Source organism: Alkalibacillus filiformis (assembly GCF_030814115.1).
Lineage (GTDB): Bacteria > Bacillota > Bacilli > Bacillales > Alkalibacillaceae > Alkalibacillus > Alkalibacillus filiformis.
Map to the genome: position 1 here is coordinate 283180 of NZ_JAUSUP010000001.1, position 26149 is coordinate 309328.

Here is a 26149-nt window from a genome sequence, read left to right on the forward strand (position 1 = left end):
GACAAAAGATTGCAAAAAAAGATACACAAGAAGCCGAGAAACTGACATGTTTCTTAGGCTTCTTTTTTTATACTGGCTATAAGGAAATAAAGAGGATGTGAAACGTGCAATTATATGTAGATTTGATATGGCTATTAAACCTATTATTTGATTGGATGATCTTACTTTTGGTTGCTTGGGTGACCAAAAACTCTTTTTCACATGTGAGAATTTTTCTAGGAGCTTTATTTGCATCGTTAATTATTCCTTTAACACTACTCCTTAATTGGGGGATATTAGATTCTCCTATCTTTAAGTTAGGGTATTCTGTATTTATTATTTTGATTGCTTTTTCATATCAGTATTTTAAAGTCTTTTTAATTCGATTTTTTAGCTTTTACTTAATTAACTTTTCTATTGGTGGTGCTGTATTTGGTCTCCATTACTTCATTATGACGAATACGGAGATGGTGATTAGTAACCACGCTCCATTTGGAGATGCTGTTAGTTGGGTTGTTGTATTAATTATGTTTCCAATCGCAGTTTATTTCACTAAGGATCAACTTCAACAATTAACGATGTTTAAATTACGATCTCAACAACAATTTTCTATTACAATTTCACATGAGAACCGTGATGTCGACTTGAATAGCTTTTTAGATACTGGTAACCAATTAAAACACCCGTTGACGCAGCATCCGGTCATATTAGTTGATGAATCGACTTTCAAAAATTGGGTTGATGAAGAAAAAGTGGAGTTATTAAAACGTTACGAACAAATGGATCTTTTAAGTTTGGATGATGAACTTCAATTCATTCCTTATCAGAAAGCAGGAGGCGAACAAGGTTTATTACCCGCTTTTTTAGCGGAGGAAGTTAAAGTGCATATGGCTCATGAGATTATATCAACTAAGAAAGTCTACATCGGAGTGCATTATGGACATTTCTCTAGGCAAATGAATGTTCAATGTTTGTTGAACCCGTTACTTTTTCAATCAAAAAGAATGAGGGTTAAAGATGTAGAGGGGGTATCTTAAATTGCGTCGAATTTGGAATATGTTGCAACGTTTTTATTTAAAATTAATTGTTAAACTAAAAATTAAGCGAGATGAAATTTATTATATTGGAGGAAGTGAAGCACTACCACCTCCTTTGTCAAAAGATGAAGAGCGACATGTGTTAGACCGAATGATGGAAGGAGATCAAGCAGCTAAATCAATGTTAATTGAACATAACTTGCGTTTAGTTGTTTATATAGCGAAGAAGTTTGAGAATACAGGTATTCATATTGAAGATTTAATTAGTATTGGTTCTATTGGACTTATAAAAGCAGTTAATACATTTAATCCAGAAAAGAAAATTAAGTTAGCAACTTATGCATCGCGTTGTATCGAAAATGAGATTTTAATGTACTTAAGAAGAAATAATAAAAGAAAAACTGAAGTGTCATTTGATGAACCGTTAAATGTTGATTGGGATGGAAATGAGCTGTTATTATCAGATGTTTTAGGAACTGAAGAAGATATCATAACGAAAGATTTAGAGTCTTTTGTGGATAAAACTTTGTTAAAGTCAGCCTTATCTACGTTAAACGGTCGTGAGAAGCAAATTATGGAGATGCGTTTTGGCTTAAGTGGATATGAAGAACAAACACAAAAAGATGTTGCCGATCAATTAGGTATATCGCAATCTTATATTTCAAGGTTAGAAAAGAAAATAATTAGACGATTAAAACGAGAATTTAATAAAATGGTCTAACCCTTACAGCCCTTGGATTCAAATGATATTCAAGGGCTGTGTTATGTCGTATTCTTTAAAGTTTATCGCATAAAAAATCCCATTCTGGAAAAAATGTAGATGACATCATCTCCAGGTGGGAGGGGCTAGCATGACAAGAAATAAAGTTGAGATTTGTGGTGTTGATACGTCAAAGTTACCAGTGTTGAAAAATGATGAAATGAGGTTTTTATTTAAACGTTTACAATCAGGTGATGAACAAGCTAGAGAAGAGCTCGTTAACGGTAATTTACGTTTAGTATTAAGTGTTATTAAACGTTTTAATCATCGTGGAGAGAATGTTGATGACTTGTTTCAAGTTGGTTGTATCGGTTTAATGAAATCAATAGATAACTTTGACCTTAGCCAAAATGTTAAATTTTCAACCTATGCTGTACCGATGATAATCGGTGAGATTAGACGTTATCTAAGAGATAACAATCCAATCCGAGTTTCTCGTTCATTACGTGATATTGCTTATAAGGCTTTGCAAGTAAGAGAAGATTTAATGAGTCAACGTTCTACTGAACCAACAACACAGGAGATTGCAAAAGAAATGGACATCCCTCATGAGGATATTATTTTTGCTTTAGATGCAATTCAAGATCCTGTGTCATTGTTTGAGCCAATTTATAATGACGGCAGTGACCCAATCTTTGTAATGGATCAACTTAAGGACGATAAACAAAAAGACTCCTCTTGGTTAAATGAACTAGCAATTCGTGAAGGGATTAAAAAGTTAAATGAACGTGAGAAATTGATTATTAATCAAAGATTCTTTGAAGGTAAGACACAGATGGAAGTAGCTGATGAAATCGGTATATCGCAAGCTCAAGTGTCTAGGTTAGAAAAATCCGCAATTAAAGAAATGAATAAAACCGTATTAGACTCTTAAAATGTTAGACCTCTATGTTGGACTTGTTATTAACTTGAAACGAGTTCAATATGGAGGTTTTTTTATCGTGGTTCTCTTCATATAGTATTAATAGTGAGGAGGCGTGATTATATGTTATTGTCAGAATTACAAACAAAAGATATCATTGAGGTTGAGAACGGTGAAAAGATTGGCTTTATTAGCGACTTAGAATTAGATGTAACAGTAGGCGTTATACTGTCGTTAGTCGTCTCAGTAAAAGGAAAGTGGTTCGGCGTCTTTGGTGAACAAGAAGAGATTGCAATTTCTTGGTCTCAAATTGAAAAGATCGGCTCGGATGTCATATTAGTGAGAATGATGAAACATTCTCCTTAAATGAAATAAGAAAAATAGTGCGAAATGTGGTAAAATACTATATAGAGGAGTTCTACTATGGCAGAAATTTTAGATTATAATTATACAAATCACCTCATTAATTCCAAGTGGAAAGAACTCGGTTATACAGCAGGTTTTTCAACACGCCTAAATGGGTATAGTCATACACCCTATAACTCGTTGAATGTTGGTATTCACGTTAATGACAGAGTAGAAGATGTTTTAAAAAACCGACAATACATAAGTGATCAAATTGAACAACCTTTAGATCAATGGTGCTGTTTAAAACAAGTTCACAGTACTAAAGTGATTGACTTAACTGAAATTGATTGCAATAAAGTTTCACACGACAAACCGGCTATAGATGCAGATGGGATGATTACCAATGATCCTAGTCATACATTAGTTACTTTTTATGCAGACTGTGTTCCGCTTTATTTCATCGCGCCAGAGCGAGGCTGGATTGGATTAGCGCACGCAGGTTGGAAAGGAACGGTTGGTGGAATTAGTCACTATGTCATAGAAGCTCTCTTGTCTAAAGGTGTGCAATTAGAAGAAATAGAAGTCATGATCGGACCTTGTATCTCTCAAGATCACTATGAAGTTGACGAACGAGTGATTGAGCAAATCCCTCAAAAATACTATGAAGAAGTATTAAAACCTAGTCAACAAGAAGACCGTTATTTGCTCGACCTAAAAATGTTAAACTATTTATATTTAAAAGAATTAGGTTTATTAACAAACCAAATTGAAATTTCTCAATACTGCACTTATGAAGATGAACAGCTCTTTTTTTCATTTAGAAGAGACAAAGGCCAAACGGGTAGAATGATGGCCTTTTTATCCTTATAAAAATCGTAGCAAGGGTGTTGCACACAATGTCAGTAAGTGAACGATATCAACAAATACAAGAAGAAATTAAACAAATATGTGAACGCGTTGAGCGTAACCCTGCAGACATTCAAATAATTGCTGTTACGAAGTATGTTTCTAATGAAACAGCTCAAGAAGCAATTGATGCTGGTGTACAGCATTTAGGTGAAAATCGTCTAGAAGGTTTTTTAGAGAAGTACGAATCGATTGGACAAGCTGCCAATTATCACTTTATTGGTACTCTACAATCACGGAAAGTTAAAGGTATAATTGATTATGTCGATAGCATTCACTCATTAGACCGTAAATCATTAGCAAAAGAAATCAACAAAAGATCTAATCGAGAAGTTCCGTGTTTCGTGCAAGTTAATACGAGCGGTGAAGAGTCAAAACACGGCATAGAGCCAGAAGAGGTAGTTCCATTTATAGAAAGTCTAGCAAACTATCCAAATGTTAAAGTCGTTGGATTAATGACGATGGCACCACTCACTGAAGATGAACAGTATATTAGGCAATGTTTTAGGAAATTAAGAGAAGTAAGAGATGAAGTGCAATGTCACCAATTTCCTCATGCACCTTGTGATCAGTTATCGATGGGGATGAGTAATGATTATCATATCGCAATTGAAGAAGGTGCGACCCATATTCGTATAGGCTCAAAATTAGTTGGAAAAGAAGTATAGGAGAGGATTCCGATGAGTTTTAAAGACAAGTTCAAATCATTTTTTGACTTAGATGAACGAGCAACTTATGAAGAAACACCGAAACGTGAAGAACACGAAGTTGAACAAAAGGAAGAACCAGCAAAAAAATTCAAAAATCAAAATCAAGACAACGTCGTGAGCTTAACATCAATCCAAAACGATACAAAAATGGTCCTGTGTGAACCAGCTGATTTTGATGAAGCACAAGATATAGCTGATCATATTGTGAAGAAAAAATCAGTCGTCGTTAATCTACAAAGACTAGACCATCATACAAGTGTTCGTATTGTTGACTTTTTAAGTGGTACGGTCTATGCTTTAAGCGGCAATATACAAAAACTCGGTCAACAAACTTTTCTATGTACACCAGATCACGTAGATATTTCAGGTAGTATTTCAGAACTGTTTAACGATTCGAGTTTCGATTATAAATAGGAAAGGGTGTAAGGCGTGTGGATGCGTTACTAAGTTTAATATTATTAGGAGTTCAAATATATTCCTTTATGCTAATTGGTTATATTTTTATGTCATGGTTCCCTGGAGCTAGAGAATCACAATTTGGTCAGTTTTTAGCAAAAGCATGTGAACCGTATTTGGAACCATTTCGTAAGTTTGTTCCACCATTAGGAATGATCGATATTTCGCCAATCGTTGCAATTATTACGTTACACTTAGCATCACAAGGACTTATTGTACTATTTGGCATGTTATTTTAATGATTAAAGGAAGAGGAAGGTCATGGATTTATACCAGCACTTTCGCCCAGAGGAACAACCGTTCATAGATCAAGTATTAGACTGGAAAGATCAAGTCGAACGTAACTACGTACCAGTTGTTAGTGATTTTCTTGATCCAAGAGAACAATTGATTTTCAAGTCTATTATCGGACAGGATGAAAATTTGCAACTGTCTTTTAATGGCGGATATGAATATGCAGAACGAAAAAGAGCTTTGTTGGCTCCTTTTTATGAAACGATCAACTTTAAAGATTTTAATATAAGCATCTTACAAGGTACATACGCGTCTAAGTTTGTATCACTTTCACACCGTGATTTGTTAGGCACAATCATGTCATTAGGCTTACATCGAAAAAAACTTGGTGACCTAGTAGTGAAGGATGGTCAATTTCAAATTATATGTGATCAAGACTTAGCGCTTTATTTGAAGATGAATGTAGAGAAGATAAAAAATACACGAATCACATTGAAAGAAGTTGATGAGGCAAATGTTTTAAAACCTGTTCATCATTGGCAAGACCAAGAAGGTACGGTCTCATCCACTAGACTTGATGTTGTTTTGAAAGAAATCTATCAAATCTCACGTCAAAAAGCTCAGACATACATCGAGAAGGAAGCAGTTAAAGTCAATTATCGAATTGTCAATAACCCTTCCTTTCAATTAGAGTCTGGAGATTTAATATCTTTAAAGTCCTACGGAAGAAGTAAGATTGTCGACCTTTTAGGTGAGACGAGAAAAAACAAAGTTCGCATTAAAACTGCTAAATTAAAATAATTGCAGAAGTTAGCAGGAGTATGAAACTTCTTGTCGAAATAATAAATTAAGGAAAAGCGCAAGAGCAATAGAGGGGGTTCGAATGATGGGCATAACGCCATTAGATATTCATAATAAAGAGTTTACTAGAGCTTTTCGTGGCTATGATGAAGATGAAGTTAATGAATTTTTAGACCAAGTCATAAAAGACTTTGAAAAAGTGATTCGTGAGAAGAAAGCTTTAGAAGAACGAGTTAATGAAAAAGAAGAGAAATTAGGTCACTTTAGTAACATTGAAGAGACTTTAAACCGCTCAATCCTTGTCGCTCAAGAGACGGCAGATGAAGTGAAAAATAATGCGAATAAAGAATCTAAGCTGATTATTAAAGAAGCAGAAAAGAATGCCGATCGAATTGTTAATGATGCATTAGCTAAGTCTCGTCAAGTTTCGATGGAAATTGAAGAGCTGAAAAAGCAAGCTAAAGTGTTCCGTACACGTCTAAAAATGTTAGTAGAAGCACAACTCGATATTATTGAGAATGAAGATTGGGAAGATCTGTTTGAAATTGATTCAGAAGAAGATGAAGATATGCAGTTAGAATCAAACTACCATAATCAAACAAACAGTTATCAAACTCACTCTAATTCTGAATCATAATCACGTTTAAAAAGAAACATTAATATGTATAATGAATAATAAACCTTGACTTCATGAATGAAATTACCTATAATTTTTATCATGAAAATGAACTTAACACATGTTGTGTTTATAAACTTAAAAGCGTCGATAGGAACAGTACTTAAAGTCAGTTGTTTAAGCGATCTAGGGACGGTGAGAGCCTAGTAACAACCCTTTAAGGAAGATCATCCTTGAGCTTCCTTTTTGAACTTCAAAGTAGAAAAGGACGTGACATTCACGTTACGAATGCTAAGTGGAATGAACTATTTTGTTCATTCAATTAGGGTGGTACCGCGAACTTGTTCGTCCCTTTTTAGGGATGGGCAAGTTTTTTTGTTTCTACAGATGTCTTTTAACAAGGTTTTATAACTTTAAGGAGGATTTATATGAGCTACAAGGAAACGTTATTAATGCCCAAAACTGAGTTTCCGATGCGTGGTAATTTACCAAACCGTGAACCAGAAATGCAAAAAGCTTGGGATGAAAACAAGATTTATGAAAAAGTTCAAGAAAGAACAAAAAATCGACCACTGTTCATCTTACATGATGGTCCTCCGTATGCGAACGGTGACCTTCATATGGGGCACGCTTTAAACAAAGTGTTAAAAGACTTTATCGTACGTTATAAGTCAATGTCAGGCTTTCATGCTCCGTACGTTCCTGGTTGGGACACACACGGTTTACCAATTGAAACAGCCTTAACGAAAAAGAAGAAAATTGACCGCAAAAAGTTACCAATTGCTGAATTTAGAAAAATGTGCGAAGAATATGCTTTACAACAATTAGATAACCAACGTACGCAATTTAAACAACTAGGTGTCCGTGGTGATTGGGGAAATCCTTATATTACATTGGATCCAGCTTTTGAAGCGCAGCAAATTAAAGTGTTTGGTGACATGGCAAAGCGTGGATATATTTATAAAGGTAAAAAACCTGTTTATTGGTCTCCTTCATCTGAATCAGCATTAGCAGAAGCTGAAATTGAGTACCAAGATAAACGTTCACCTTCAATTTATGTAGCTTTTGATGTTAAAGAAACTAATGGCGTATTAGAAGGTGATGAGAAATTCGTCATTTGGACGACGACACCTTGGACGATTCCAGCTAACTTAGCAATCGCTCTACACCCTGAAGTTACTTATGCTGTTGTAAGCACTGAACAAGGTAAATTTATCATTGCAGAAGACCTGTTAGGTGAAGTCTCTGAAAAAGCTGATTGGGAAAATCCTTCAGTCGTTAAAACATACAAAGGTGAAGAATTAGAGCGCGTTGTTACTCAACATCCATTGTATGACCGCGATTCATTAGTCATTTTAGGAGATCACGTTACAACGGAGTCAGGTACAGGTTGTGTACACACAGCTCCTGGTCATGGTGAAGATGACTTTTGGATTGGAAAGCAATATGGGTTAGATGTCCTGTGCCCAGTTGATGAGAAAGGTGTATTCACTAGTGAAGCGCCAGGCTTTGAAGGTGAGTTTTATGATAAAGCTAACAAAGCGATCACTGAACAATTAGAGGAATCTGGTGCATTGTTAAAATTAGAATTTATGACACACTCATATCCTCATGACTGGCGTACGAAGAAGCCAACGATTTTCCGTGCAACATCGCAATGGTTTGCATCAGTTAGCGATTTCCGTGATGAATTATTGCAAGCTATTAAAGATGTTGATTGGCACCCTGAATGGGGTGAGACAAGGATGCACAACATGGTAAAAGACCGTGAAGACTGGTGCATTTCTCGTCAACGCGTATGGGGTGTACCAATTCCTGTATTCTATGCGGAAAACGGTGAGGAAATTATTACTGATGAAACGATTGAACACGTTTCGAACTTGTTCCGTGAGCATGGTTCAAATATTTGGTTCGAAAAAGAAGCAAATGAACTATTACCAGAAGGTTTCACTCATCCGGGTAGTCCGAATGGTCAGTTTACGAAAGAAACAGACATTATGGATGTTTGGTTCGACTCTGGATCGACTCACCAAGCAGTTTTAGAAGAGCGTGAAGACTTATCTCGCCCGGCTGATTTATACTTAGAAGGTTCAGACCAATATCGTGGTTGGTTCAACTCTTCTTTAACGACGTCTGTTGCAATTACTGGTAAAGCACCTTATAAAGGTATTTTAAGTCACGGCTTTACTCTAGATGGAGATGGCCGTAAGATGAGTAAATCATTAGGTAATGTGATGGTTCCTTCAAAAGTAATGAAGCAGTTAGGTGCAGATATTTTACGCTTATGGGTAGCAAGCACTGATTACGGTGCTGACGTTCGTGTATCCAATGAAATTTTAAAACAAGTTTCTGAAGTTTACCGTAAAATTAGAAATACGATGCGTTTCTTATTAGGTAATTTACATGATTTCGAACCAAGCACACACAAGCTAGCTGAAAGTGAATTAGAAGAAGTCGATCGTTATATGTTAATCCGTTTACAAGAAACGGTTGGTAAAGTACGAAAAGCATATGACAACTATGAATTCTCAACGATTTATCATACGATTAATAACTTCTGTACAGTGGATTTAAGCGCATTCTACTTAGATTTCGCTAAAGATGTTTTATACATTGAGGAACCGGACAGTAAACGTCGTCGCAGTATTCAAACGGTATATCATGAAATCGTAGTCAGTCTTACACAACTACTGTCACCTATATTATCTCACACGTCAGATGAAATTTGGGATTATATCCCTGGTGTCGAAGCTGAAAGTGTTCAGTTAACGGATCTACCAGAGGCTAGAACTGTAGAAGGTGAAGAAGAAACGAAAGCTAAATGGCAACAATTAATGTCTATTCGTGAAGATGTTTTAAAAGCGTTAGAGGAAGCTCGTAACGATAAAGTGATCGGTAAATCACTAGAAGCTAAGGTGACGATTGTACCGAAAGATGAATCAACATTAGAATTACTTGAGTCAGTAGAAAACCTTCACCAATACTTAATTGTTTCAGAAGTCGAATTAACAAACGATTATGAGACAGCTAAAGTTTTTGAAAATGTATCTGTCGCTGTTGAGAAGCATACTGGTGAAAAGTGTCAACGTTGTTGGGTTGCATCACATTCAGTAGGTGCTGACGATTCATACCCAGACTTATGTGAACGTTGTGCAAACACGGTCGTACAACTGTAAATGCAAATAACTTTTTTCAGAAAGGTGATCTCGTCTAATCGAGATCATCTTTTTGTATCTAGGAATGTCTTAGAGTAAACATATTTGGCTCTATACTAAATGTGGTGGTGTCCTTTATTACAACGGTCATTATAGAAGTTGATGAATGAACCGTTGGTTTGTGACTCGCTTTCGGCGGACGCTTGCACCTACAGGGCACAAGTGCAACATCTGCTCAAACTCCCTTCGGTTGTTTGTCGCAGTGTTTTCTATGCAGGGGCACGGCTTCAGCTAACTGGGGAAAGAAATGCACTTTCCCCAGTGGATCTTCAGCTCGAGCCGTGCCCGCGGAAAGCGAAGCGTTTTGATGTAGCGATGAAATGTATTCGTTAAAAGGATAATAAGTGGACGGTGTAAATCTTTACACCACCACATTTGAAATAGAACCACATAATTTTAAATCGTCTTTAAATTCGTTTTATGGTAAAATGCAATAGGAACGTTAAAGAGATGGAGGTAAACCATTGATTTATTATATTATCGCGCTATTAATTGTAGCTTTAGATCAAATGACAAAATGGATCATCATCCAAGCGATGAACGTCCATGAATCGATCGAAGTAATCTCGGGATTCTTCTACATAACATCACATCGTAATAGCGGAGCAGCTTGGGGAATGTTACAAGGACAAATGTGGTTGTTTTATATAGTAACAATGTTCGTTGTTGGTGTCATTGTTTATTACATGAGACAATACTCAAATGGCTACAAACTACTAAATACAGGCTTCGCACTTATATTAGGTGGAGCGATTGGAAACTTTATAGACCGAGTAGTCATGCAAGAAGTAGTTGATTTTCTAGACTTCACAATATTTAATTATAATTTCCCAATTTTTAACGTTGCTGACATCGCTTTAACAATTGGTGTAACTATTATTATTATTTTAATTTTGTTTGATGAATGGAATAACAAAAGGATGAAAAACGATGACGAATAAACAACAAATGACAATCGATGAAACATGTCAGAATAAACGTATTGATCAAGTACTATCTCAATTGAACGACGAAGCATCACGTAGTCAAGTTCAAACTTGGATCCAAAATGGCTATGTAACAGTTAATGGTCAGCATGTAAAAAATAATTATAAATGCCAATTAGGTGATGAATTAATATGGGAGATTCCTCAACCGAAAGAGATGTCGATTGAACCTGAGAACATTCCTTTAGATATACGCTATGAAGATGAGCATATTTTAGTCGTTAATAAAGAAAAAGGTATGGTTGTGCACCCTGGACATGGACATGAAAACGGAACACTTGTCCACGCTTTATTACATCATTGTGATGATCTATCAGGTATTAACGGTGTTTATCGACCAGGTATTGTACACCGAATTGATAAAGATACAAGTGGCTTATTAGTAGTCGCTAAACATGACCAAGCTCACGAGAAGTTGTCAGAGCAGTTACAAAATAAAGAAATTAAAAGACAATACGAAGCATTAGTTCACGGCGTAATTTCACATGAATTAGGCACAATTGATGCACCGATTGGTCGCGACCCTAATGACCGCCAAAAAATGGCGATCGTTGATGAAGGTAAACATGCGGTTACGCATTTTACAGTGGTCGATAAATACGAAAGCTTCACACGTGTTGTATGTGAATTAGAAACCGGTAGAACGCACCAAATTCGTGTTCATTTTAAATATATTGATCATCCATTAGTCGGTGATCCAAAGTATGGTCAAAGAAAAACGTTGGATGTTCAAGGTCAGGCTTTACATGCTAAAAAGTTAGAATTTGCACATCCAATTACAGATGAGACAGTAAGTGTAACGGCAGAACCACCACAAATCTTTTTAGATACAATTGAGAAAATTAAAATGATGCCTTGACTTTTGTGTTTAAAACGGTAGAATTAATAACTAAGAAATAAAATATGAAAACCTTTAAGTATAGTCCAGAGAGGCTATCAAGGTAACGATGAATAAATAGGGATTAGTATGACTAAGTATACCCTCTTTTGTTACCTTGGTGTAGCAAAAGGGGGTTTTTATATTTATAGCAAAAGACAGGAGGGGTCAAGTTGAAAGAAAAAACGCAACTTTTAGACGAACCAGCAATATCTCGAGCGATTAAACGCATTTCTCATGAGATCATTGAGCGGAACAAAGGAACAGATGACTTAGTGTTAGTCGGGATTAAAACGAGAGGAATGCCCCTTGCTAAACGAATTCAATCAGCGATCGAACAAATTGAAGGCGTTACAGTTTCGACTGGTGAACTTGATATTTCGCTTTATCGGGACGACCTTTCTAATATAGATGAACAAGAAGAAGCAAAAGTTAATCAATCGAATATCGATCATAACCTTAATGGAAAAACCGTTATTTTAATTGACGATGTGCTATTTACAGGTCGAACGGTACGAGCGGCGATGGATGCTGTTATGGACATTGATCGACCGAAGCAAATTCAATTAGCTGTATTAATCGATCGCGGGCATCGCGAATTACCAATTAGAGCTGATTATGTAGGCAAAAATATTCCAACCTCATTACAAGAGGTCATAAAAGTTCAGCTAGAAGAAACTGATGAGATAGAACAAGTCAGTATTTACGAATAATAAAATAGAAGACCTTTAAACATTAGTCCAGAGAGGCTAAAAAGGTCGTGAAGTAAGCGTACATACGGGGAATAGTATGTGTACGTGTACCTCTTTGCGACCTTTCGCAAAGAGGTTTTTTTATACTCTAAAAGATTAAAGGGAGAGTTACAGATGGACAGAGAGAATAAAGTATTAGATGTTCAAGAAGTACCACACTGGAATAAATGGTTGTTGTTAAGTTTACAACATTTATTCGCCATGTTCGGGGCAACGATTTTAGTACCTTACTTAATTGAAATGCCACCAAACGTGGCGCTCGTGACGAGTGGTTTAGGGACGTTAGCTTACTTACTGATTACTAGAGGGCAAATTCCAGCGTATTTAGGGTCCAGCTTTGCGTTTATAGCCCCAATAATAGCAGCAAGTGCTGCTGATGGATTAGCTGGAGCGATGGTCGGTGCCTTTCTAGCTGGTATTGTTTACGGTGTTGTTGCATTAATGATCCAAATGAGTGGTGTGAACTGGCTACTGAAAATATTGCCACCAGTTGTCGTTGGCCCAGTAATTATGGTGATCGGTCTTGGTTTAGCACCAACTGCCATTGATATGGCGATGCATAATTCAAACGGAGAAGTTGAGTTAACATATGTATTTGTCGCGAGTGTGACTTTGTTGATTACGGTGATTGCTTCTGTATTTTTAAAAGGTTTTTGGAATGTAATCCCCATTTTATTAGGAATTGTTGGCGGTTATGTTACTGCAATTTTAACTGGGATTGTAAATACTAGCGGTATAAATGAAAGTTGGAACAATTTAACAAGCAGTCAATCTGTTGGTGAGTTTATGAGCGCATTGTTCGTGACACCTGATTTCATCGTTCCATTTGTAGATTATCAACCGCTTGAGGTTTTAACATGGTCTGTTGCGTTTATTATGGTACCTGTTGCTTTCGTAACAATTACAGAGCACATTGGTGACCAAATGGTGTTATCAAAAGTAACGAATCGCAACTTCATTAAACAACCTGGCTTAAATAAATCATTAATGGGTGATGGTGCAGCTACAATTATTGCTTCAGCACTCGGTGGACCACCAAATACGACGTACGGTGAAAATATTGGTGTCTTAGCAATTACACGAGTGTTCAGTGTGTTTGTCATCGGAGGAGCGGCATTGCTTGCGATTTTCTTCGGGTTTATTGACTTAATTTCAGTGTTAATTGAATCAATCCCAGCAGCTGTTATGGGCGGTGTTTCGATCTTACTATTCGGTGTCATCGCTTCTAGCGGTATGAGAATGTTAATCGATAATCAAGTCGATTTAGGTGTAAAAAGAAACTTAATTATCTCATCTGTCATATTAGTGATTGGAATTGGAGGAGCAGTCATTCCAGTAACTGAAACGGTAGAAATTCCAGGCCTAGCTTTAGCAACAGTAATTGGTGTCATTTTAAATCAAGTCCTGCCTGGTCGTGAACATGCTGAAGGTAATGGGAACATGTTTGAAGATTAATGGCGAAGAGGGTGCAAAAACTATGAATCTATTTAAAATGGATGATCTAACAAATCGTGACCTTCACGGTTTGTTAGATTTAGCACATAAGTTTAAAACGAATGAAATGGATCAAAGTGATCTGAATCATAAAACAGGAGCTCTACTATTTTATGAACCTTCTACACGTACAAAGTTAAGCTTTGAAATGGCTTGTCATAAGTTAGGTATTCAATTGTTGGGTTTCTCAAAAGAATCATCGAGTGTCACAAAAGGTGAGTCACTTTATGACACGGTGAAGACGGTTGAAGTATTAGGTGCGGACTTCGTTGTCATTCGCCATCCAGATCAACAATATTACAAACAGCTAGAGGGCGTGAATATTCCAGTCATTAACGGTGGAGATGGTTCTGGTGAGCATCCATCACAGTGTCTGCTTGATCTTATGACAATCCAAGAGCAATTTAATGATTTTTCTAATTTGAATGTCACAATTTGTGGTGATATTAAACATAGTCGTGTAGCAAAGTCGAATGCGCATGCATTAAGTCGCTTAGGAGCCAATGTCCGTTTAGTTGCTAAAGACGAATGGCAAGACCATGAGCTTCCGTATCCTTATGTGAATTTAGATGATGTATTAAACGACACTGATGTACTCATGCTCTTACGCGTGCAAGCTGAACGCCATGATGAACAATCCTATGATGAAAACGCTTATTTAAGAAGTTACGGTTTAACAGTTGAACGAGAAGCTTTTTTACCGGATTCTAGTATCATCATGCACCCAGCACCTGTTAATAGAGGAGTAGAGATTGATTCAAGTTTAGTCGAAAGTTCTAAATCAAAAATTTTCACCCAAATGGAAAATGGAGTTTATATTAGGCAAGCCATTATATATAACCTACTACATAAAAGGGGGAGCTTTTTATGAAAACATTAATCAAAAACATCAAACTACAAGAAGCTAATACAAATGTATTAATTGAAAATGGGTTGATCGCAGGAATTGGTTCAGTAAAAACTGATCAAGTAGATGAGATTATTGATGGTAAAGGACAGCATTTATTCCCGGGTTTCGTTGATTTACACGTCCATTTTCGTGAACCAGGGGGTGAAGCAAAAGAAACGATTGCAACAGGTTCAATGGCCGCGGCTCGAGGTGGCTTTACGACAGTTTGTGCGATGCCGAATACACGGCCTGTACCAGACAGTGAAGAGAATTTAGAACGTATTAATTCACTAATAGAAGAAAATGCCCATGTACGCGTCTTACCTTACGCATCTATTACGACTAGACAATTAGGAAATGAATTAGTCGGTTTTGATACCTTAACGAATCAAGGAGCGGTTGCTTTTACTGATGATGGCGTTGGTGTTCAAACAGCAGGTAAAATGTTTGAGGCCATGCAACAATCAGCAAAACTAAACCAACCGATCGTTGCTCATTGTGAAGATAACTCGTTAATATATGGCGGTGTTATGCACGATGGCTTAAAAAATAAAGAGCTAGACTTACCAGGAATCCCTTCTGTAAGTGAATCCATCCACATTGCACGTGATATTCTGTTAGCTGAAGCGACAGGTTGCCACTATCACGTTTGCCACGTTAGTACGAAAGAATCGGTTCGTGTTATTCGCGATGCTAAACGAGCAGGCGTTAACGTTACAGCCGAGGTAACACCACACCATTTACTATTATCAGAACTCGATATACCAGAAGATGATGCCAATTATAAAATGAACCCGCCACTTCGAGGGGAAGCTGATCGCCAAGCATTAACCGAAGGTTTACTTGATGGCACGATTGACTGCATCGCAACTGACCACGCACCTCATACGCGTGAAGAGAAAGAAAACGGATTTATGCAGTCTCCATTTGGTATTGTCGGCTTAGAAACTGCCTTCCCGTTACTATATACACATTTCGTACAAAGCAATAAATTCACATTAGAACAACTCATTGATTGGTTAACCGTTAAGCCTGCTCAATTGTTTAATTTACCTTATGGGACGTTACGAGTTGGTTCAAAGGCTGACCTTGTACTGATTGATCTTGAACAAGAAGAATCAATTGTAGCATCAACTTTCTACTCAAAAGGTCAGAATACACCATTTCAAGGTTGGAAAGTAAAAGGGATCCCGACATTAACAATCGTTGATGGAAAAGTGGTTTGGAAAAAGGAGGAGACTTATGTCTAAACGTTATTTGTTGTTAGAAGATGGAACTGTTTATGAAGGGCGAGCATTTGGAGCCGAGTTAAATGATGTCGTTGGTGAAGTTGTATTCCAAACAGGCATGACAGGATATCAAGAAACTTTATCGGACCCCTCTTATTATGGCCAGATGGTTGTCATGACTTATCCGTTAATCGGCAATTATGGTATAAATCGGGATGATTTTGAAACGGTAAGACCTGCTTTAAAAGCTTTAATCGTTAAAGAAGCAGAAAACGATCCTTCAAACTTCAGAAGTGAAGTGTCTATTGGTGAGTTTTTAAAACAAAAAGGTGTTCCTGGTCTTGAAGGGATCGATACACGTAGTTTAGTGAAAAAGATTCGCCAGAGTGGAACGATGAAAGGTATTTTAATAGATGACTTAGCTAATTTAGATCAAATTATAGATCACGTCAAACAAACATCACTGCCGAAAGATCAAGTCAGCCAAGTGTCAGCCGCTAAACCATATGTTGTGCCAGGAAGAGGACTTCGAGTTGTGTTGGTTGATTATGGAATGAAGCATGGTATTTTAAGAGAGTTAACTGAAAGAGGGTGTCACGTCACAGTCGTACCTTATGATACAACAGCAGATGAAGTAATGCAGCTTCAACCAGACGGCATTATGTTATCAAACGGTCCTGGAGATCCAAAAGATGTATCAGAGGGGATTGACCTTGTCAAAGGGTTGATTGGTAAAGTTCCCATCTTCGGCATTTGCTTAGGGCATCAGCTCATTTCTCTAGCTTGTGGTGCTAATACTGAAAGACTTAAGTTTGGTCATCGTGGTGCGAATCACCCAGTTAAAGTGATCGAAACAGGTGAAGCTTGGATGACTTCACAAAACCATGGTTATACAGTATCAATTGAATCTATTAAACATACAAAACTTAAAGTGACACACCAAGCAATCAATGATGGTTCGATTGAAGGCATAGAACATGAAAGTTTACCAATCTTTTCAGTTCAATTTCACCCAGAAAGCTCACCAGGACCAAGTGATGCAAATGTCTTATTTGATCAATTTTTAAACATGATGAACGAAAATAAAGCAGGAGGGGTTACATTATGCCAAAAAGAACAGATATTCGTAGGATCTTAGTCATTGGATCTGGTCCAATTATTATCGGGCAGGCAGCTGAATTTGATTACTCAGGTACACAAGCATGCCAGGCGTTAAAAGAAGAAGGCTACGAAGTGATTCTAGCTAACTCAAATCCAGCAACGATCATGACCGATGACACAATTGCAGATGTCGTTTATATGGAGCCCTTAACCCCTGAATTTTTATCGAAAATTATTCGCAAAGAGCGTCCTGATGCTTTACTAGCTACTTTAGGTGGTCAAACTGGCTTGAACTTAGCGACTGAACTCGATCAAAGAGGGGTGCTCCAACAATATAATGTCGAGTTGCTCGGCACAAATCTAGAAGCAATCGAAAAGGCAGAGGACCGAGAATTATTTAGACAGCTTATGATTGAATTAAATGAACCTATTCCTGAAAGTACGATTGTCAGTACTGTAGAAGATGCTGTCGAATTTGCAAATATAATTGGTTATCCTATCATTGTTCGTCCAGCGTATACATTAGGTGGAACTGGTGGTGGTATGTGTGATGATGAACAGTCATTGATTGATACCGTTCAAAACGGGTTAGCTGTATCACCAGCCAACCAATGTCTAATAGAACGAAATATTGCTGGATTTAAAGAAGTTGAGTACGAAGTGATGCGTGACTCAAATGATAATGCAATAGTCGTATGTAATATGGAGAATTTTGATCCAGTCGGTGTCCATACAGGTGATTCAATCGTTGTTGCGCCATCACAAACGTTAAGCGATCGTGAATACCAAATGTTGCGTGATGTTTCACTTAAACTTATTAGAGCGTTAAATATTGAGGGTGGCTGCAACGTCCAATTGGCATTAGATCCAAATAGTTTTCAATACTACGTGATTGAAGTAAACCCACGTGTGAGTCGCTCTTCAGCACTAGCTTCTAAAGCAACAGGTTATCCTATTGCGAAGCTAGCAGCGAAGATCTCAGTCGGCTTAACGTTAGATGAAATGAAAAATCCTGTAACGGGCAGAACTTATGCTCATTTCGAACCGTCATTAGACTATGTTGTCACTAAAATCCCAAGGTGGCCTTTTGATAAATTCCAAGCTGCTAATCGTACGTTAGGCACACAAATGAAAGCGACAGGTGAAGTAATGGCGATTGGTCGTAATTTTGAAGAATCACTTCATAAGGCAGTAAGGTCACTAGAAATCGGTACACAAGAGTTGTATATCCCAAAGCTAAGACAATTAGCGAACACTGAACTACTAAAAAGGTTACAAAAAGCAGATGATGAGAGATTGTTTCTAATTGCTGAAGCTTTTAGAAGAGATTTTAAACTAGAAGAAATTTTTAATTTAACACAAATAGATTATTGGTTCTTACGTAAGCTGGAAGGTTTAATTAAGCTTGAACAACAACTGAAAAGTGTTCCATATGATTATGACATGACTGTTTACGCAAAGCGTTTAGGTTTCTCCGATCAAACGTTAGCAAGACTTTGGGACACTGAAGAGAAGATCGTATATGATTGGCGATTAGAAGAACATATCAAACCAGTTTATAAAATGGTCGATACGTGTGCAGCAGAATTTGAATCTGAAACACCATATTTTTATAGCACGTACGAACAAGAGACAGAGTCTTTTGCTTCGAATCGCAAAAAAGTTGTTGTACTAGGTTCTGGTCCAATAAGAATCGGTCAAGGAATTGAATTCGATTACGCAACGGTACATTCTGTTTTAGCTTTAAAAGAAGCAGGATATGAAGCGATTATTATTAACAATAACCCTGAAACCGTGTCAACAGACTTTCATATATCCGATAAACTGTATTTCGAGCCTTTAACAATTGAAGATGTGATGCATGTTATTAACGTTGAGCAACCAGATGGTGTCATTGTCCAATTCGGTGGCCAAACAGCGATCTCTTTAGTTGATGAGCTTGTAGAACGAGGAGTAGAAATATTAGGTACATCGAAATCTGCGATTGATTGCGCTGAAGACCGTGATCAATTTGAACAAATGTTAGAGAAGCTTAATATTGCAAGGCCAAAAGCTAAGATCGCAACAAGCAAGGAAGAAGCAATCGACTTAGCACGTGATGTCGGGTATCCGATTTTAGTGCGACCTTCTTACGTGTTAGGTGGCCGTGCGATGGAGATTGTTTACGAAGAAGGTGACTTAGATCGCTATATGGAAGAAGCGGTTAGTGTTCATCCGAATCGACCAGTTTTAATTGACCGATATTTAGTCGGTCAAGAATTGGAGGTTGATGCAATCAGTGATGGTGAAACGGTTGTGATTCCTGGCATGATGGAACATATTGAGCGAGCTGGAGTGCACTCTGGTGACTCAATTGCGGTTTACCCGACACAAAGTATACCTGAATCGGTTAAACAAACGTGTGCTCAAATTACAACAGAGATTGCTAGAGAACTAGATGTTAAAGGTCTCATCAATATTCAGTTCGTTTATCATGAAGATGAAGTGTACGTTTTAGAAGTTAATCCGCGTTCAAGTAGAACGGTTCCATTTTTAAGTAAAGTAACGGGTGTAACGATGGCGAATTTAGCAACTCAAGTCATGTTAGGAAGAACTTTAGCCGAATTAGGTTATAGTTCAGGCTTAATAGAAGAAGACAGTACAATCTCTGTTAAAGTACCTGTATTCTCATTTGAGAAATTGCGTAGTGTCGAAATTACGTTAGGACCTGAAATGAAATCGACTGGAGAAGTAATCGGTCGTGACAACACTTTAGAAAAAGCTTTATACAAAGGGATCATTGCTTCTGGACTTAAAGTTCCAACAGAAGGAGCCGTACTTCTTACTGTAGCTGATCAAGATAAACAAGAAATGGTTAACCTTGCGACGCGTTTCCATGCACTCGGTTTCCAACTATATGCAACAACTGGTTCAGCGAGTATTATAAAGCAACATGGTCTACCAGTTGAAGAGGTTAATAAAATTGCTGATCATGAACGAAATATTTTAAATGTCATTGAAGAAGGAAGAGTACAGTTTGTTATTAACACTTTGTCTAGAGGGAAACAAACACACACAGATGGATTTAGAATTCGTCGTGAGGCAGTCGAACACGGAATTGCTTGTCTAACTTCATTAGACACAGCAGAAGCGATATTAACTGTCATTGAATCTATGAGCTTTTCTGCGAGTCCAATGCCTAAACAAGAGGTTGTGACAGTATGATCCAAGAACAAATGACCGTTATTAAAAATAGACTAATCGCACTTGATACTTTTGAAATGGTCTTAACTAGCGAAACAATCCCTCAACGTGCAAATTCGGGTCAGTTTATCCATGTTGAAATAGGAGAAGGAAATGAACATATGTTGCGAAGACCTATTTCAATCGCTGACTTAGATGAAGAGAAGGGTTTAATAACGATTATTTATAAAGTGATGGGTGAAGGAACGAAGTGGTTAAGTAAACGTGAAGAATTTAATGTTGTGAACGTTTTAGGGCCACTCGGTAATGGTTTTGATTTAGATCATCATGTAGGTGACAATATTTTAATTGTCGGTGGAGGGGTCGGTGTCCCTCCTTTATACCACGTCACAAAGCGTCTATCACAACATAACAACGTAACAGCAGTATTGGGTTTTCAATCGAAAGAATTTGTTTTTTACGAACAGCAATTTAGTCAATATGCAACGACTTACATTGCGACTGACGATGGCTCTTATGGTCACTCAGGGATAGTAACCGATGTGATCAACCAATTTGATGAACCTTTTACAACGTTTTATGCTTGTGGGCCGAATGGCATGTTAAAGGCGGTTCAAAACCAGCTAACACATTTAGAAGGGTATTTATCTTTAGAAGAGCGAATGGGATGTGGTATCGGTGCTTGTTTTGCATGTGTTTGTGAGTACCGTAGCAAGAAAGGTTACGTTAAAATTTGTCAGGATGGTCCTGTATTAAAAGCAAGTGAGGTGTTGTTATGAATCTAGCCGTATCTTTAGGGGGACTAGAGCTTAAAAATCCGATTATGCCTGCTTCAGGTTGTTTCGGTTTTGGAAAAGAGTTTAGTCAGTTTTACGACTTAAATACACTAGGTGCAATTGCTATTAAAGCTGCTACAGGAGAGGCGCGATATGGCAACACAACTCCTCGTGTTGCAGAAACGTCGTCAGGGATGCTGAATGCGATAGGTCTACAAAATCCTGGTGTCGATGGCATTATTGAACATGAACTGCCGTTTCTTGAAAACTACGAAACACCGATTATTGCTAATATCGCAGGCAGTACACTTGAAGAATATGTACACGTTGCTGAGAAAATGGCTAAAGAACAGGTTATTAAAGCGCTTGAGCTAAACATATCTTGTCCGAATGTGAAAGAGGGAGGCGTCCAGTTTGGTACAGATCCTCAACTAGCATATGAAGTGACTTCAGCGGTAAAATCCGTCAGTTCAAAACCAGTTTTTGTTAAGTTATCCCCTAATGTGACTAATGTCATTCAAATAGCTGAAGCTGTAGAAAATGCAGGAGCAGATGGGTTGGCTATGATTAATACATTAACAGGAATGCGACTGGATCTACATAGTCGTCAGCCAGTGATCGCTAACCAAACTGGTGGACTATCAGGACCGGCTATTAAACCGATTGCGATTAGAATGATCCATGAAGTAAGAAAACAAACAAACCTACCAATTATCGGTATGGGTGGGATCTCAAGTGCAGAAGATGTCATAGAGTTTCTACTTGCAGGGGCCGATGCTGTAGCAGTTGGTACGGCTAACTTTAAAGATCCATTCATTTGTCAAAAGCTCATTAACGAACTTCCAAATACATTAGGTAACTATCAATTTAATTCAATTCAGGAAGTGAGGGAGTCAAGGTGTCACAATCCGTCTATCTCGCTTTAGATGTTAAGAGTTTACAAGAAGCAAAACAATTGTTAGAAAACAACAACTTGTCAAAAATACCAGTAAAAGTCGGTATGCAACTGTTTTACCGTGAAGGTGAACGAGTACTTAATTATTTAACGGAACAAGGTCATCCGATTTTTTTAGATTTAAAGTTACACGACATCCCGAATACGGTTAAAGAATCAATGAGAAATTTAGCCCAGTATGAGCCTGATCTTATAAATGTGCATGCTGCTGGTGGTATGCGCATGATTGAGGCGGCTAAAGAGGGCTTAATCGCCGAAAACTGTCACGCCAAGTTATTAGCTGTGACGCAATTAACGTCTACAGATGAACAAATGCTAAATAATCAGCTACTCATTTCTCAATCAATGGATGAGACGGTGAAACATTATGCATCAATTAGTCAGCAAAGTGGTGCTGACGGTGTCGTTTGTTCAGTGTTAGAAGTGCCATCTATTAAACAAGCTTGTGGAGAACAATTTCTAGCACTGACACCTGGCATTCGGTTAAACAAAAGTCATCACGACGATCAAAAACGTGTCGCTACACCGAAATTGGCCCAAAAAAATGGCAGTGACATAATCGTCGTTGGGCGCACTGTTACGAACGCTTCTAATCCTAAAGAAGCATATGAACAAGTTTTAAAGGAGTGGTCATCATCTCACGTCAAACAATAGCTCAAAAGTTAATCGATATTAATGCTTTAAAAGTTAATGTACAAGAACCATTTACATGGTCTTCAGGGATACAATCGCCAGTCTATTGTGATAATCGCTTAACGATGTCATATCCAGACATTAGACAGACAATCACAAAAGCATTTGTAAACGAAATTAAAGATTTAGATTTAGATGTAATAGCAGGTTGTGCAACGGCGGGAATTCCTCATGCTGCGTTTGTATCCGATCAGCTGAATTTACCGATGGTTTATGTACGCAGCAAGCCAAAAGGACATGGGCTTGAAAACATGATTGAAGGTAAAGTTGATCAGGGTGAACGTGTTGTTGTAATTGAAGATTTAATTTCTACTGGAACAAGTGCCATTAAAGCGGCTGAAGCTTTAAGAGATCAAGGGTGTCACGTGGTAAAAGTATTATCAATCTTCTCATACGGATTAAATGAAGCTGAGGACAACTTTAAGGAATCAGGCTTTGAATATGAAAGTCTAGTAACTTTCGATGATGTCGCTTCATTATTAACCACGAATGGAAATATAACAAAAGCAGAACGAGAACAAGTATTAAATTGGCGCGATGACCTCGTGTTAAGTTAAAAAGAACAACCATCATTTTAAGTAGTTCAGTTTAGGAGTTCAGAATTGTAATTTGTACCCTTAATTGAACTACTTTTTACATATAAAATTGTTTTTATAATGCAAGGTTATTTCTAATGCAAATTGTATAAATAATGCAAGGTTATTTCTAATGCAAATTGTATAAATAATTGCAGGAATTACAGAGTGATTATTTTTATATGGTAAAATAAGACAAAGAACGTTTATTCAACTAACGAAGCAGATTACTTAAAAAGAGTTCAATATTAAGTTAGTAAATAATTATTCTAAAAAGGGGGGACTTTATATGGAAATTAAAACAATGACTTTACAGACAGCAAAATTAACTGAAATGAAAGATTTTTATATTAAGCAATTAGGGTTCATTTTGATAGAGGAGAATGATGACAGTTTTAGATTTGCTGTCGGTAGTAGTGAAATAGAATTTACTTCAAATGGAGTAACAAAAAATCCTTACTACCATTTTGCATTCAATATTCCTTCAAATAAATTTATTGAAGCAAAAACATGGATAAAGGAGAGAGTTAGTTTAAATTTAGAAGAAGGACAAGATGAGGTTGATTTTACTCATTTACCTGCCCGCGCTTTATACTTTGATGACCCATCTGGTAATGTGGTTGAGTTTATTTCAAGGCAATCAATGAAAACAGACCAAGACAAATCATTCTCAATAAAGAGTGTTCTAAATATAAGTGAAATAGGTGTGACAGTCAATGATGTGTACAGTGCAGCGGGCGCTCTAAACAGAGTTGGTGTAACTGAACGGGATAATGAAGTCATAAATAAACAAAATCTTAATTTTATGGGAGACAGAAAGACAGGCGTATTCATCATTCTGAACCAACCTGGGAGAAGATGGATTTTCTCAGAAAAAATTTCTAATATCTTTCCACTTTCAATCACGTTATCTAATAATAGTAAAATAGATGTTAATACGAACGGTGAGTTAAGTACAACAGCGTAATGGTGTTTTGTTGGGAAGGGAAGTACCTTAATTGGGTTCCGTTAGCCCCAGTGGGTCTTGTTATGGTACAACGGGGGGCAATTGTTAAAAAAGACGATCAACAATTTTGATCGTCTTTTTAATTTAACTGATATATTATTGGAATATTATGTTAACATTTACATATAACGATTTTTAGCTAAAGTGAGCAGAAGGGTTGAACAAGGTATTAAGTGAAAATATTAGAGGAGAGAAAATATGGTTCCACAAAGAGTAAGTTTGATTACTATTGGATGTTTCGATTTACCACTTCTTCGTAAATTCTATAAGGACTTAAGGTGGGAAGAAACAGATCACGGTTATGTAGATTATGCAGTTTTTTAAAACAGTTGGAGTATTGCTATCACTCTATTCCGTTGAAAAATTAGCAAATGATTCAGGATTAGAAGTTCAGCATTCAAAAAATGTTTTTAAAGGGGTTACTTTTGCAATTAATGTAGATAAACCAGAGCAGGTTGATTTAACAATAGAACAGGTAGAAAACGTTGGTGGGAAAGTTTTAAGTAAACCAGATGATGCATTTTGGGGTGGGCGTACTGCTTCTTTTGCAGATCCTGAAAATAATATTTGGGAAGTCGCGTTCAATCCAGATTCCACATTTGATGAAAGAGGAGCAATGCTAACTATTTAGTTTCTTTCGAATTAAGTAATAAATACACGGGGACAAATCTTGAATAAGACCGATCACTCTTAAACTAACGTGAGCAGAAATGTTTAATAACCTCAAGACGAAAATTTTATTTAATTAAAGGGGAAATGTCCATGAGATACTTGATATTGTTAACTCCATCTATAAATTGGAGAGATGGTGTAGTATTACATAATCAACCGTTTATGCCTGAACATGCTGTGTATGTTCAGGCAGAATATAATAAAGGAAATATAGTCTTAGCTGGACCATTTGGAGGTTCAACTGGAGGAGCAATAGTTATTGATGCTGCCAATGAAGAGGATGTTATTAAATTCGCTGAAAATGATCCTACTGTTAAAAATGGTATCTTCAGTTATGAAATAAAACAATGGGATTATAAAATGAGCAGAATTGAAAATGAAAACTCGGGTTTTGATCAAGAATATATTGATTACAAATATAAGATTCAAAAAGAATTAGGGATTATTTAGGGTGTTTCCAATTCTAGTAACGGGAGCAAGAGTTTAATAACTATTTTGTGTTGATCAACTAACGAAGCAGTAGAGTTGAATAAATAATATTAAGGAGTGATACTTTGAAGTTATTCTTTATCAGTATTTTTTCAATAGTAATTCTAACAGCGTGTAACCAAGAAATTTCTAAAGATGATATGATTCATGACATGACACCTCCAGACCCTCTTAATTATTTTACACTTTATGCAATTTCTGAAAATGAGAATATTAGAGAACACAATGATATAGAGAACATCAATCAATCTTTAAGTGATGAAAATAGAGAATCTCTTTATCATGGAGGTATAATATGGGCTCGGGATACAAAGGTTGAAAACGTTATTTGGGATTATACAGGGAATTTTGACATTGAAAGTTACCCTACCTTTTTAGTCTTTGATACGAAAGGGTTAACTTTACAAACTACGGACATTGATGAAGTTGAAGATTTTTTATCTACAAACAAACCTGCTTGGAGAGAGTGATAGCAAAACGAACGTTTTATTCAATCTAATCGTTCGGATTATTTCTGAGGATTGTGAAGTATTACACTTCAACTATCG

27 protein-coding genes and 1 other annotated feature are annotated in these 26149 nt (G+C 37.0%); all 27 genes read left to right on the forward strand.

Annotated elements, in window-relative coordinates:
* Positions 1 to 104 precede the first annotated feature (104 nt).
* On the forward strand, positions 105 to 1016 hold the full coding sequence (gene spoIIGA, locus J2R98_RS01620; RefSeq protein WP_307065467.1) for a sigma-E processing peptidase SpoIIGA: 912 nt from the start codon (positions 105 to 107) through the stop codon (positions 1014 to 1016).
* A gap of 19 nt (positions 1017 to 1035) precedes the next feature.
* Positions 1036 to 1737: an RNA polymerase sporulation sigma factor SigE gene (gene sigE / locus J2R98_RS01625; RefSeq protein ID WP_307066889.1), complete on the forward strand. Its 702-nt coding sequence runs from the start codon at positions 1036 to 1038 to the stop codon at positions 1735 to 1737.
* Between the two features lie 130 nt (positions 1738 to 1867).
* Positions 1868 to 2650, forward strand: coding sequence for an RNA polymerase sporulation sigma factor SigG (gene sigG, locus J2R98_RS01630; protein WP_017187423.1), 783 nt, complete (start codon positions 1868 to 1870; stop codon positions 2648 to 2650).
* 111 nt (positions 2651 to 2761) lie between these two features.
* The gene (locus J2R98_RS01635) at positions 2762 to 3004 is read left to right on the forward strand and encodes a YlmC/YmxH family sporulation protein (RefSeq protein WP_307065469.1); all 243 of its coding nucleotides are present in this window, start codon (positions 2762 to 2764) and stop codon (positions 3002 to 3004) included.
* 57 nt (positions 3005 to 3061) lie between these two features.
* A complete protein-coding gene (pgeF, locus tag J2R98_RS01640; RefSeq protein ID WP_307065471.1) occupies positions 3062 to 3856 on the forward strand; it encodes a peptidoglycan editing factor PgeF in 795 nt (264 codons plus the stop codon).
* A gap of 26 nt (positions 3857 to 3882) precedes the next feature.
* The gene (locus tag J2R98_RS01645) at positions 3883 to 4560 is read left to right on the forward strand and encodes a YggS family pyridoxal phosphate-dependent enzyme (protein WP_307065473.1); all 678 of its coding nucleotides are present in this window, start codon (positions 3883 to 3885) and stop codon (positions 4558 to 4560) included.
* 12 nt (positions 4561 to 4572) lie between these two features.
* Positions 4573 to 5016: a cell division protein SepF gene (locus tag J2R98_RS01650; protein WP_307065475.1), complete on the forward strand. Its 444-nt coding sequence runs from the start codon at positions 4573 to 4575 to the stop codon at positions 5014 to 5016.
* 17 nt (positions 5017 to 5033) lie between these two features.
* Positions 5034 to 5297, forward strand: a complete 264-nt coding sequence (locus J2R98_RS01655; protein WP_017187418.1) for a YggT family protein — start codon at positions 5034 to 5036, stop codon at positions 5295 to 5297.
* Positions 5298 to 5319: 22 nt separating this feature from the next.
* The gene (locus J2R98_RS01660; protein WP_307065478.1) at positions 5320 to 6093 is read left to right on the forward strand and encodes a YlmH family RNA-binding protein; all 774 of its coding nucleotides are present in this window, start codon (positions 5320 to 5322) and stop codon (positions 6091 to 6093) included.
* A gap of 85 nt (positions 6094 to 6178) precedes the next feature.
* A complete protein-coding gene (locus tag J2R98_RS01665) occupies positions 6179 to 6730 on the forward strand; it encodes a DivIVA domain-containing protein (protein ID WP_307066891.1) in 552 nt (183 codons plus the stop codon).
* Positions 6731 to 6847: 117 nt separating this feature from the next.
* Positions 6848 to 7065 (forward strand) — a binding site (T-box leader).
* Positions 7066 to 7137: 72 nt separating this feature from the next.
* Positions 7138 to 9885, forward strand: a complete 2748-nt coding sequence (gene ileS, locus J2R98_RS01670) for an isoleucine--tRNA ligase (RefSeq protein WP_307065481.1) — start codon at positions 7138 to 7140, stop codon at positions 9883 to 9885.
* Positions 9886 to 10388: 503 nt separating this feature from the next.
* A complete protein-coding gene (lspA, locus tag J2R98_RS01675; protein ID WP_307065483.1) occupies positions 10389 to 10865 on the forward strand; it encodes a signal peptidase II in 477 nt (158 codons plus the stop codon).
* The gene (locus J2R98_RS01680) at positions 10855 to 11769 is read left to right on the forward strand and encodes an RluA family pseudouridine synthase (RefSeq protein WP_307065485.1); all 915 of its coding nucleotides are present in this window, start codon (positions 10855 to 10857) and stop codon (positions 11767 to 11769) included. The genes lspA and J2R98_RS01680 overlap by 11 nt, the downstream gene beginning before the upstream one ends.
* Before the next feature lie 191 nt (positions 11770 to 11960).
* Positions 11961 to 12500 carry a bifunctional pyr operon transcriptional regulator/uracil phosphoribosyltransferase PyrR gene (pyrR, locus tag J2R98_RS01685; protein ID WP_307065487.1) on the forward strand — a complete coding sequence of 180 codons (540 nt, stop codon included), beginning with the start codon at positions 11961 to 11963 and terminating at the stop codon, positions 12498 to 12500.
* Between the two features lie 153 nt (positions 12501 to 12653).
* On the forward strand, positions 12654 to 13994 hold the full coding sequence (locus tag J2R98_RS01690) for a uracil-xanthine permease family protein (RefSeq protein ID WP_307065488.1): 1341 nt from the start codon (positions 12654 to 12656) through the stop codon (positions 13992 to 13994).
* A gap of 22 nt (positions 13995 to 14016) precedes the next feature.
* Complete coding sequence (locus J2R98_RS01695) at positions 14017 to 14904, forward strand: aspartate carbamoyltransferase catalytic subunit (RefSeq protein ID WP_307065490.1); 888 nt, start codon at positions 14017 to 14019, stop codon at positions 14902 to 14904.
* On the forward strand, positions 14901 to 16172 hold the full coding sequence (gene pyrC / locus J2R98_RS01700) for a dihydroorotase (RefSeq protein WP_307065491.1): 1272 nt from the start codon (positions 14901 to 14903) through the stop codon (positions 16170 to 16172). The genes J2R98_RS01695 and pyrC overlap by 4 nt, the downstream gene beginning before the upstream one ends.
* Complete coding sequence (locus tag J2R98_RS01705; RefSeq protein WP_307065493.1) at positions 16165 to 17289, forward strand: carbamoyl phosphate synthase small subunit; 1125 nt, start codon at positions 16165 to 16167, stop codon at positions 17287 to 17289. The genes pyrC and J2R98_RS01705 overlap by 8 nt, the downstream gene beginning before the upstream one ends.
* Positions 17256 to 20456, forward strand: a complete 3201-nt coding sequence (carB, locus tag J2R98_RS01710) for a carbamoyl-phosphate synthase large subunit (RefSeq protein WP_307065495.1) — start codon at positions 17256 to 17258, stop codon at positions 20454 to 20456. Before J2R98_RS01705 ends, carB begins: the two co-directional genes overlap by 34 nt.
* Positions 20453 to 21214 (forward strand): dihydroorotate dehydrogenase electron transfer subunit, encoded by a 762-nt coding sequence (locus tag J2R98_RS01715; protein ID WP_307065497.1) that lies wholly within the window; start codon positions 20453 to 20455, stop codon positions 21212 to 21214. Before carB ends, J2R98_RS01715 begins: the two co-directional genes overlap by 4 nt.
* Entirely contained in the window at positions 21211 to 22137 is a 927-nt protein-coding gene (locus J2R98_RS01720) for a dihydroorotate dehydrogenase (protein ID WP_307065500.1), read from the forward strand. Before J2R98_RS01715 ends, J2R98_RS01720 begins: the two co-directional genes overlap by 4 nt.
* A complete protein-coding gene (pyrF, locus tag J2R98_RS01725) occupies positions 22110 to 22820 on the forward strand; it encodes an orotidine-5'-phosphate decarboxylase (RefSeq protein WP_307065502.1) in 711 nt (236 codons plus the stop codon). Before J2R98_RS01720 ends, pyrF begins: the two co-directional genes overlap by 28 nt.
* Entirely contained in the window at positions 22793 to 23416 is a 624-nt protein-coding gene (gene pyrE, locus J2R98_RS01730) for an orotate phosphoribosyltransferase (protein ID WP_307065504.1), read from the forward strand. Before pyrF ends, pyrE begins: the two co-directional genes overlap by 28 nt.
* A gap of 307 nt (positions 23417 to 23723) precedes the next feature.
* A complete protein-coding gene (locus J2R98_RS01735) occupies positions 23724 to 24401 on the forward strand; it encodes a toxoflavin lyase-like VOC family protein (RefSeq protein WP_307065506.1) in 678 nt (225 codons plus the stop codon).
* A gap of 349 nt (positions 24402 to 24750) precedes the next feature.
* A complete protein-coding gene (locus J2R98_RS01740; RefSeq protein ID WP_307065507.1) occupies positions 24751 to 25071 on the forward strand; it encodes a VOC family protein in 321 nt (106 codons plus the stop codon).
* Between the two features lie 131 nt (positions 25072 to 25202).
* On the forward strand, positions 25203 to 25562 hold the full coding sequence (locus J2R98_RS01745; protein WP_307065509.1) for a YciI family protein: 360 nt from the start codon (positions 25203 to 25205) through the stop codon (positions 25560 to 25562).
* A 104-nt stretch (positions 25563 to 25666) separates the two neighbouring features.
* Positions 25667 to 26071: a hypothetical protein gene (locus J2R98_RS01750; protein ID WP_307065511.1), complete on the forward strand. Its 405-nt coding sequence runs from the start codon at positions 25667 to 25669 to the stop codon at positions 26069 to 26071.
* Positions 26072 to 26149 lie beyond the last annotated feature (78 nt).

Coding starts and splice junctions, on each gene's coding strand:
- sigE (WP_307066889.1), top strand. CDS start 1,036: ATGTTGCAACGTTTTTATTTAAAATTAATTGTTAAACTAAAAATTAAG.
- sigG (WP_017187423.1), top strand. CDS start 1,868: ATGACAAGAAATAAAGTTGAGATTTGTGGTGTTGATACGTCAAAGTTA.
- J2R98_RS01635 (WP_307065469.1), top strand. CDS start 2,762: ATGTTATTGTCAGAATTACAAACAAAAGATATCATTGAGGTTGAGAAC.
- pgeF (WP_307065471.1), top strand. CDS start 3,062: ATGGCAGAAATTTTAGATTATAATTATACAAATCACCTCATTAATTCC.
- J2R98_RS01645 (WP_307065473.1), top strand. CDS start 3,883: ATGTCAGTAAGTGAACGATATCAACAAATACAAGAAGAAATTAAACAA.
- J2R98_RS01650 (WP_307065475.1), top strand. CDS start 4,573: ATGAGTTTTAAAGACAAGTTCAAATCATTTTTTGACTTAGATGAACGA.
- J2R98_RS01660 (WP_307065478.1), top strand. CDS start 5,320: ATGGATTTATACCAGCACTTTCGCCCAGAGGAACAACCGTTCATAGAT.
- J2R98_RS01665 (WP_307066891.1), top strand. CDS start 6,179: ATGGGCATAACGCCATTAGATATTCATAATAAAGAGTTTACTAGAGCT.
- ileS (WP_307065481.1), top strand. CDS start 7,138: ATGAGCTACAAGGAAACGTTATTAATGCCCAAAACTGAGTTTCCGATG.
- J2R98_RS01680 (WP_307065485.1), top strand. CDS start 10,855: ATGACGAATAAACAACAAATGACAATCGATGAAACATGTCAGAATAAA.
- J2R98_RS01690 (WP_307065488.1), top strand. CDS start 12,654: ATGGACAGAGAGAATAAAGTATTAGATGTTCAAGAAGTACCACACTGG.
- J2R98_RS01695 (WP_307065490.1), top strand. CDS start 14,017: ATGAATCTATTTAAAATGGATGATCTAACAAATCGTGACCTTCACGGT.
- pyrC (WP_307065491.1), top strand. CDS start 14,901: ATGAAAACATTAATCAAAAACATCAAACTACAAGAAGCTAATACAAAT.
- J2R98_RS01705 (WP_307065493.1), top strand. CDS start 16,165: ATGTCTAAACGTTATTTGTTGTTAGAAGATGGAACTGTTTATGAAGGG.
- carB (WP_307065495.1), top strand. CDS start 17,256: ATGCCAAAAAGAACAGATATTCGTAGGATCTTAGTCATTGGATCTGGT.
- J2R98_RS01715 (WP_307065497.1), top strand. CDS start 20,453: ATGATCCAAGAACAAATGACCGTTATTAAAAATAGACTAATCGCACTT.
- J2R98_RS01720 (WP_307065500.1), top strand. CDS start 21,211: ATGAATCTAGCCGTATCTTTAGGGGGACTAGAGCTTAAAAATCCGATT.
- J2R98_RS01735 (WP_307065506.1), top strand. CDS start 23,724: ATGGAAATTAAAACAATGACTTTACAGACAGCAAAATTAACTGAAATG.
- J2R98_RS01740 (WP_307065507.1), top strand. CDS start 24,751: ATGCAGTTTTTTAAAACAGTTGGAGTATTGCTATCACTCTATTCCGTT.
- J2R98_RS01745 (WP_307065509.1), top strand. CDS start 25,203: ATGAGATACTTGATATTGTTAACTCCATCTATAAATTGGAGAGATGGT.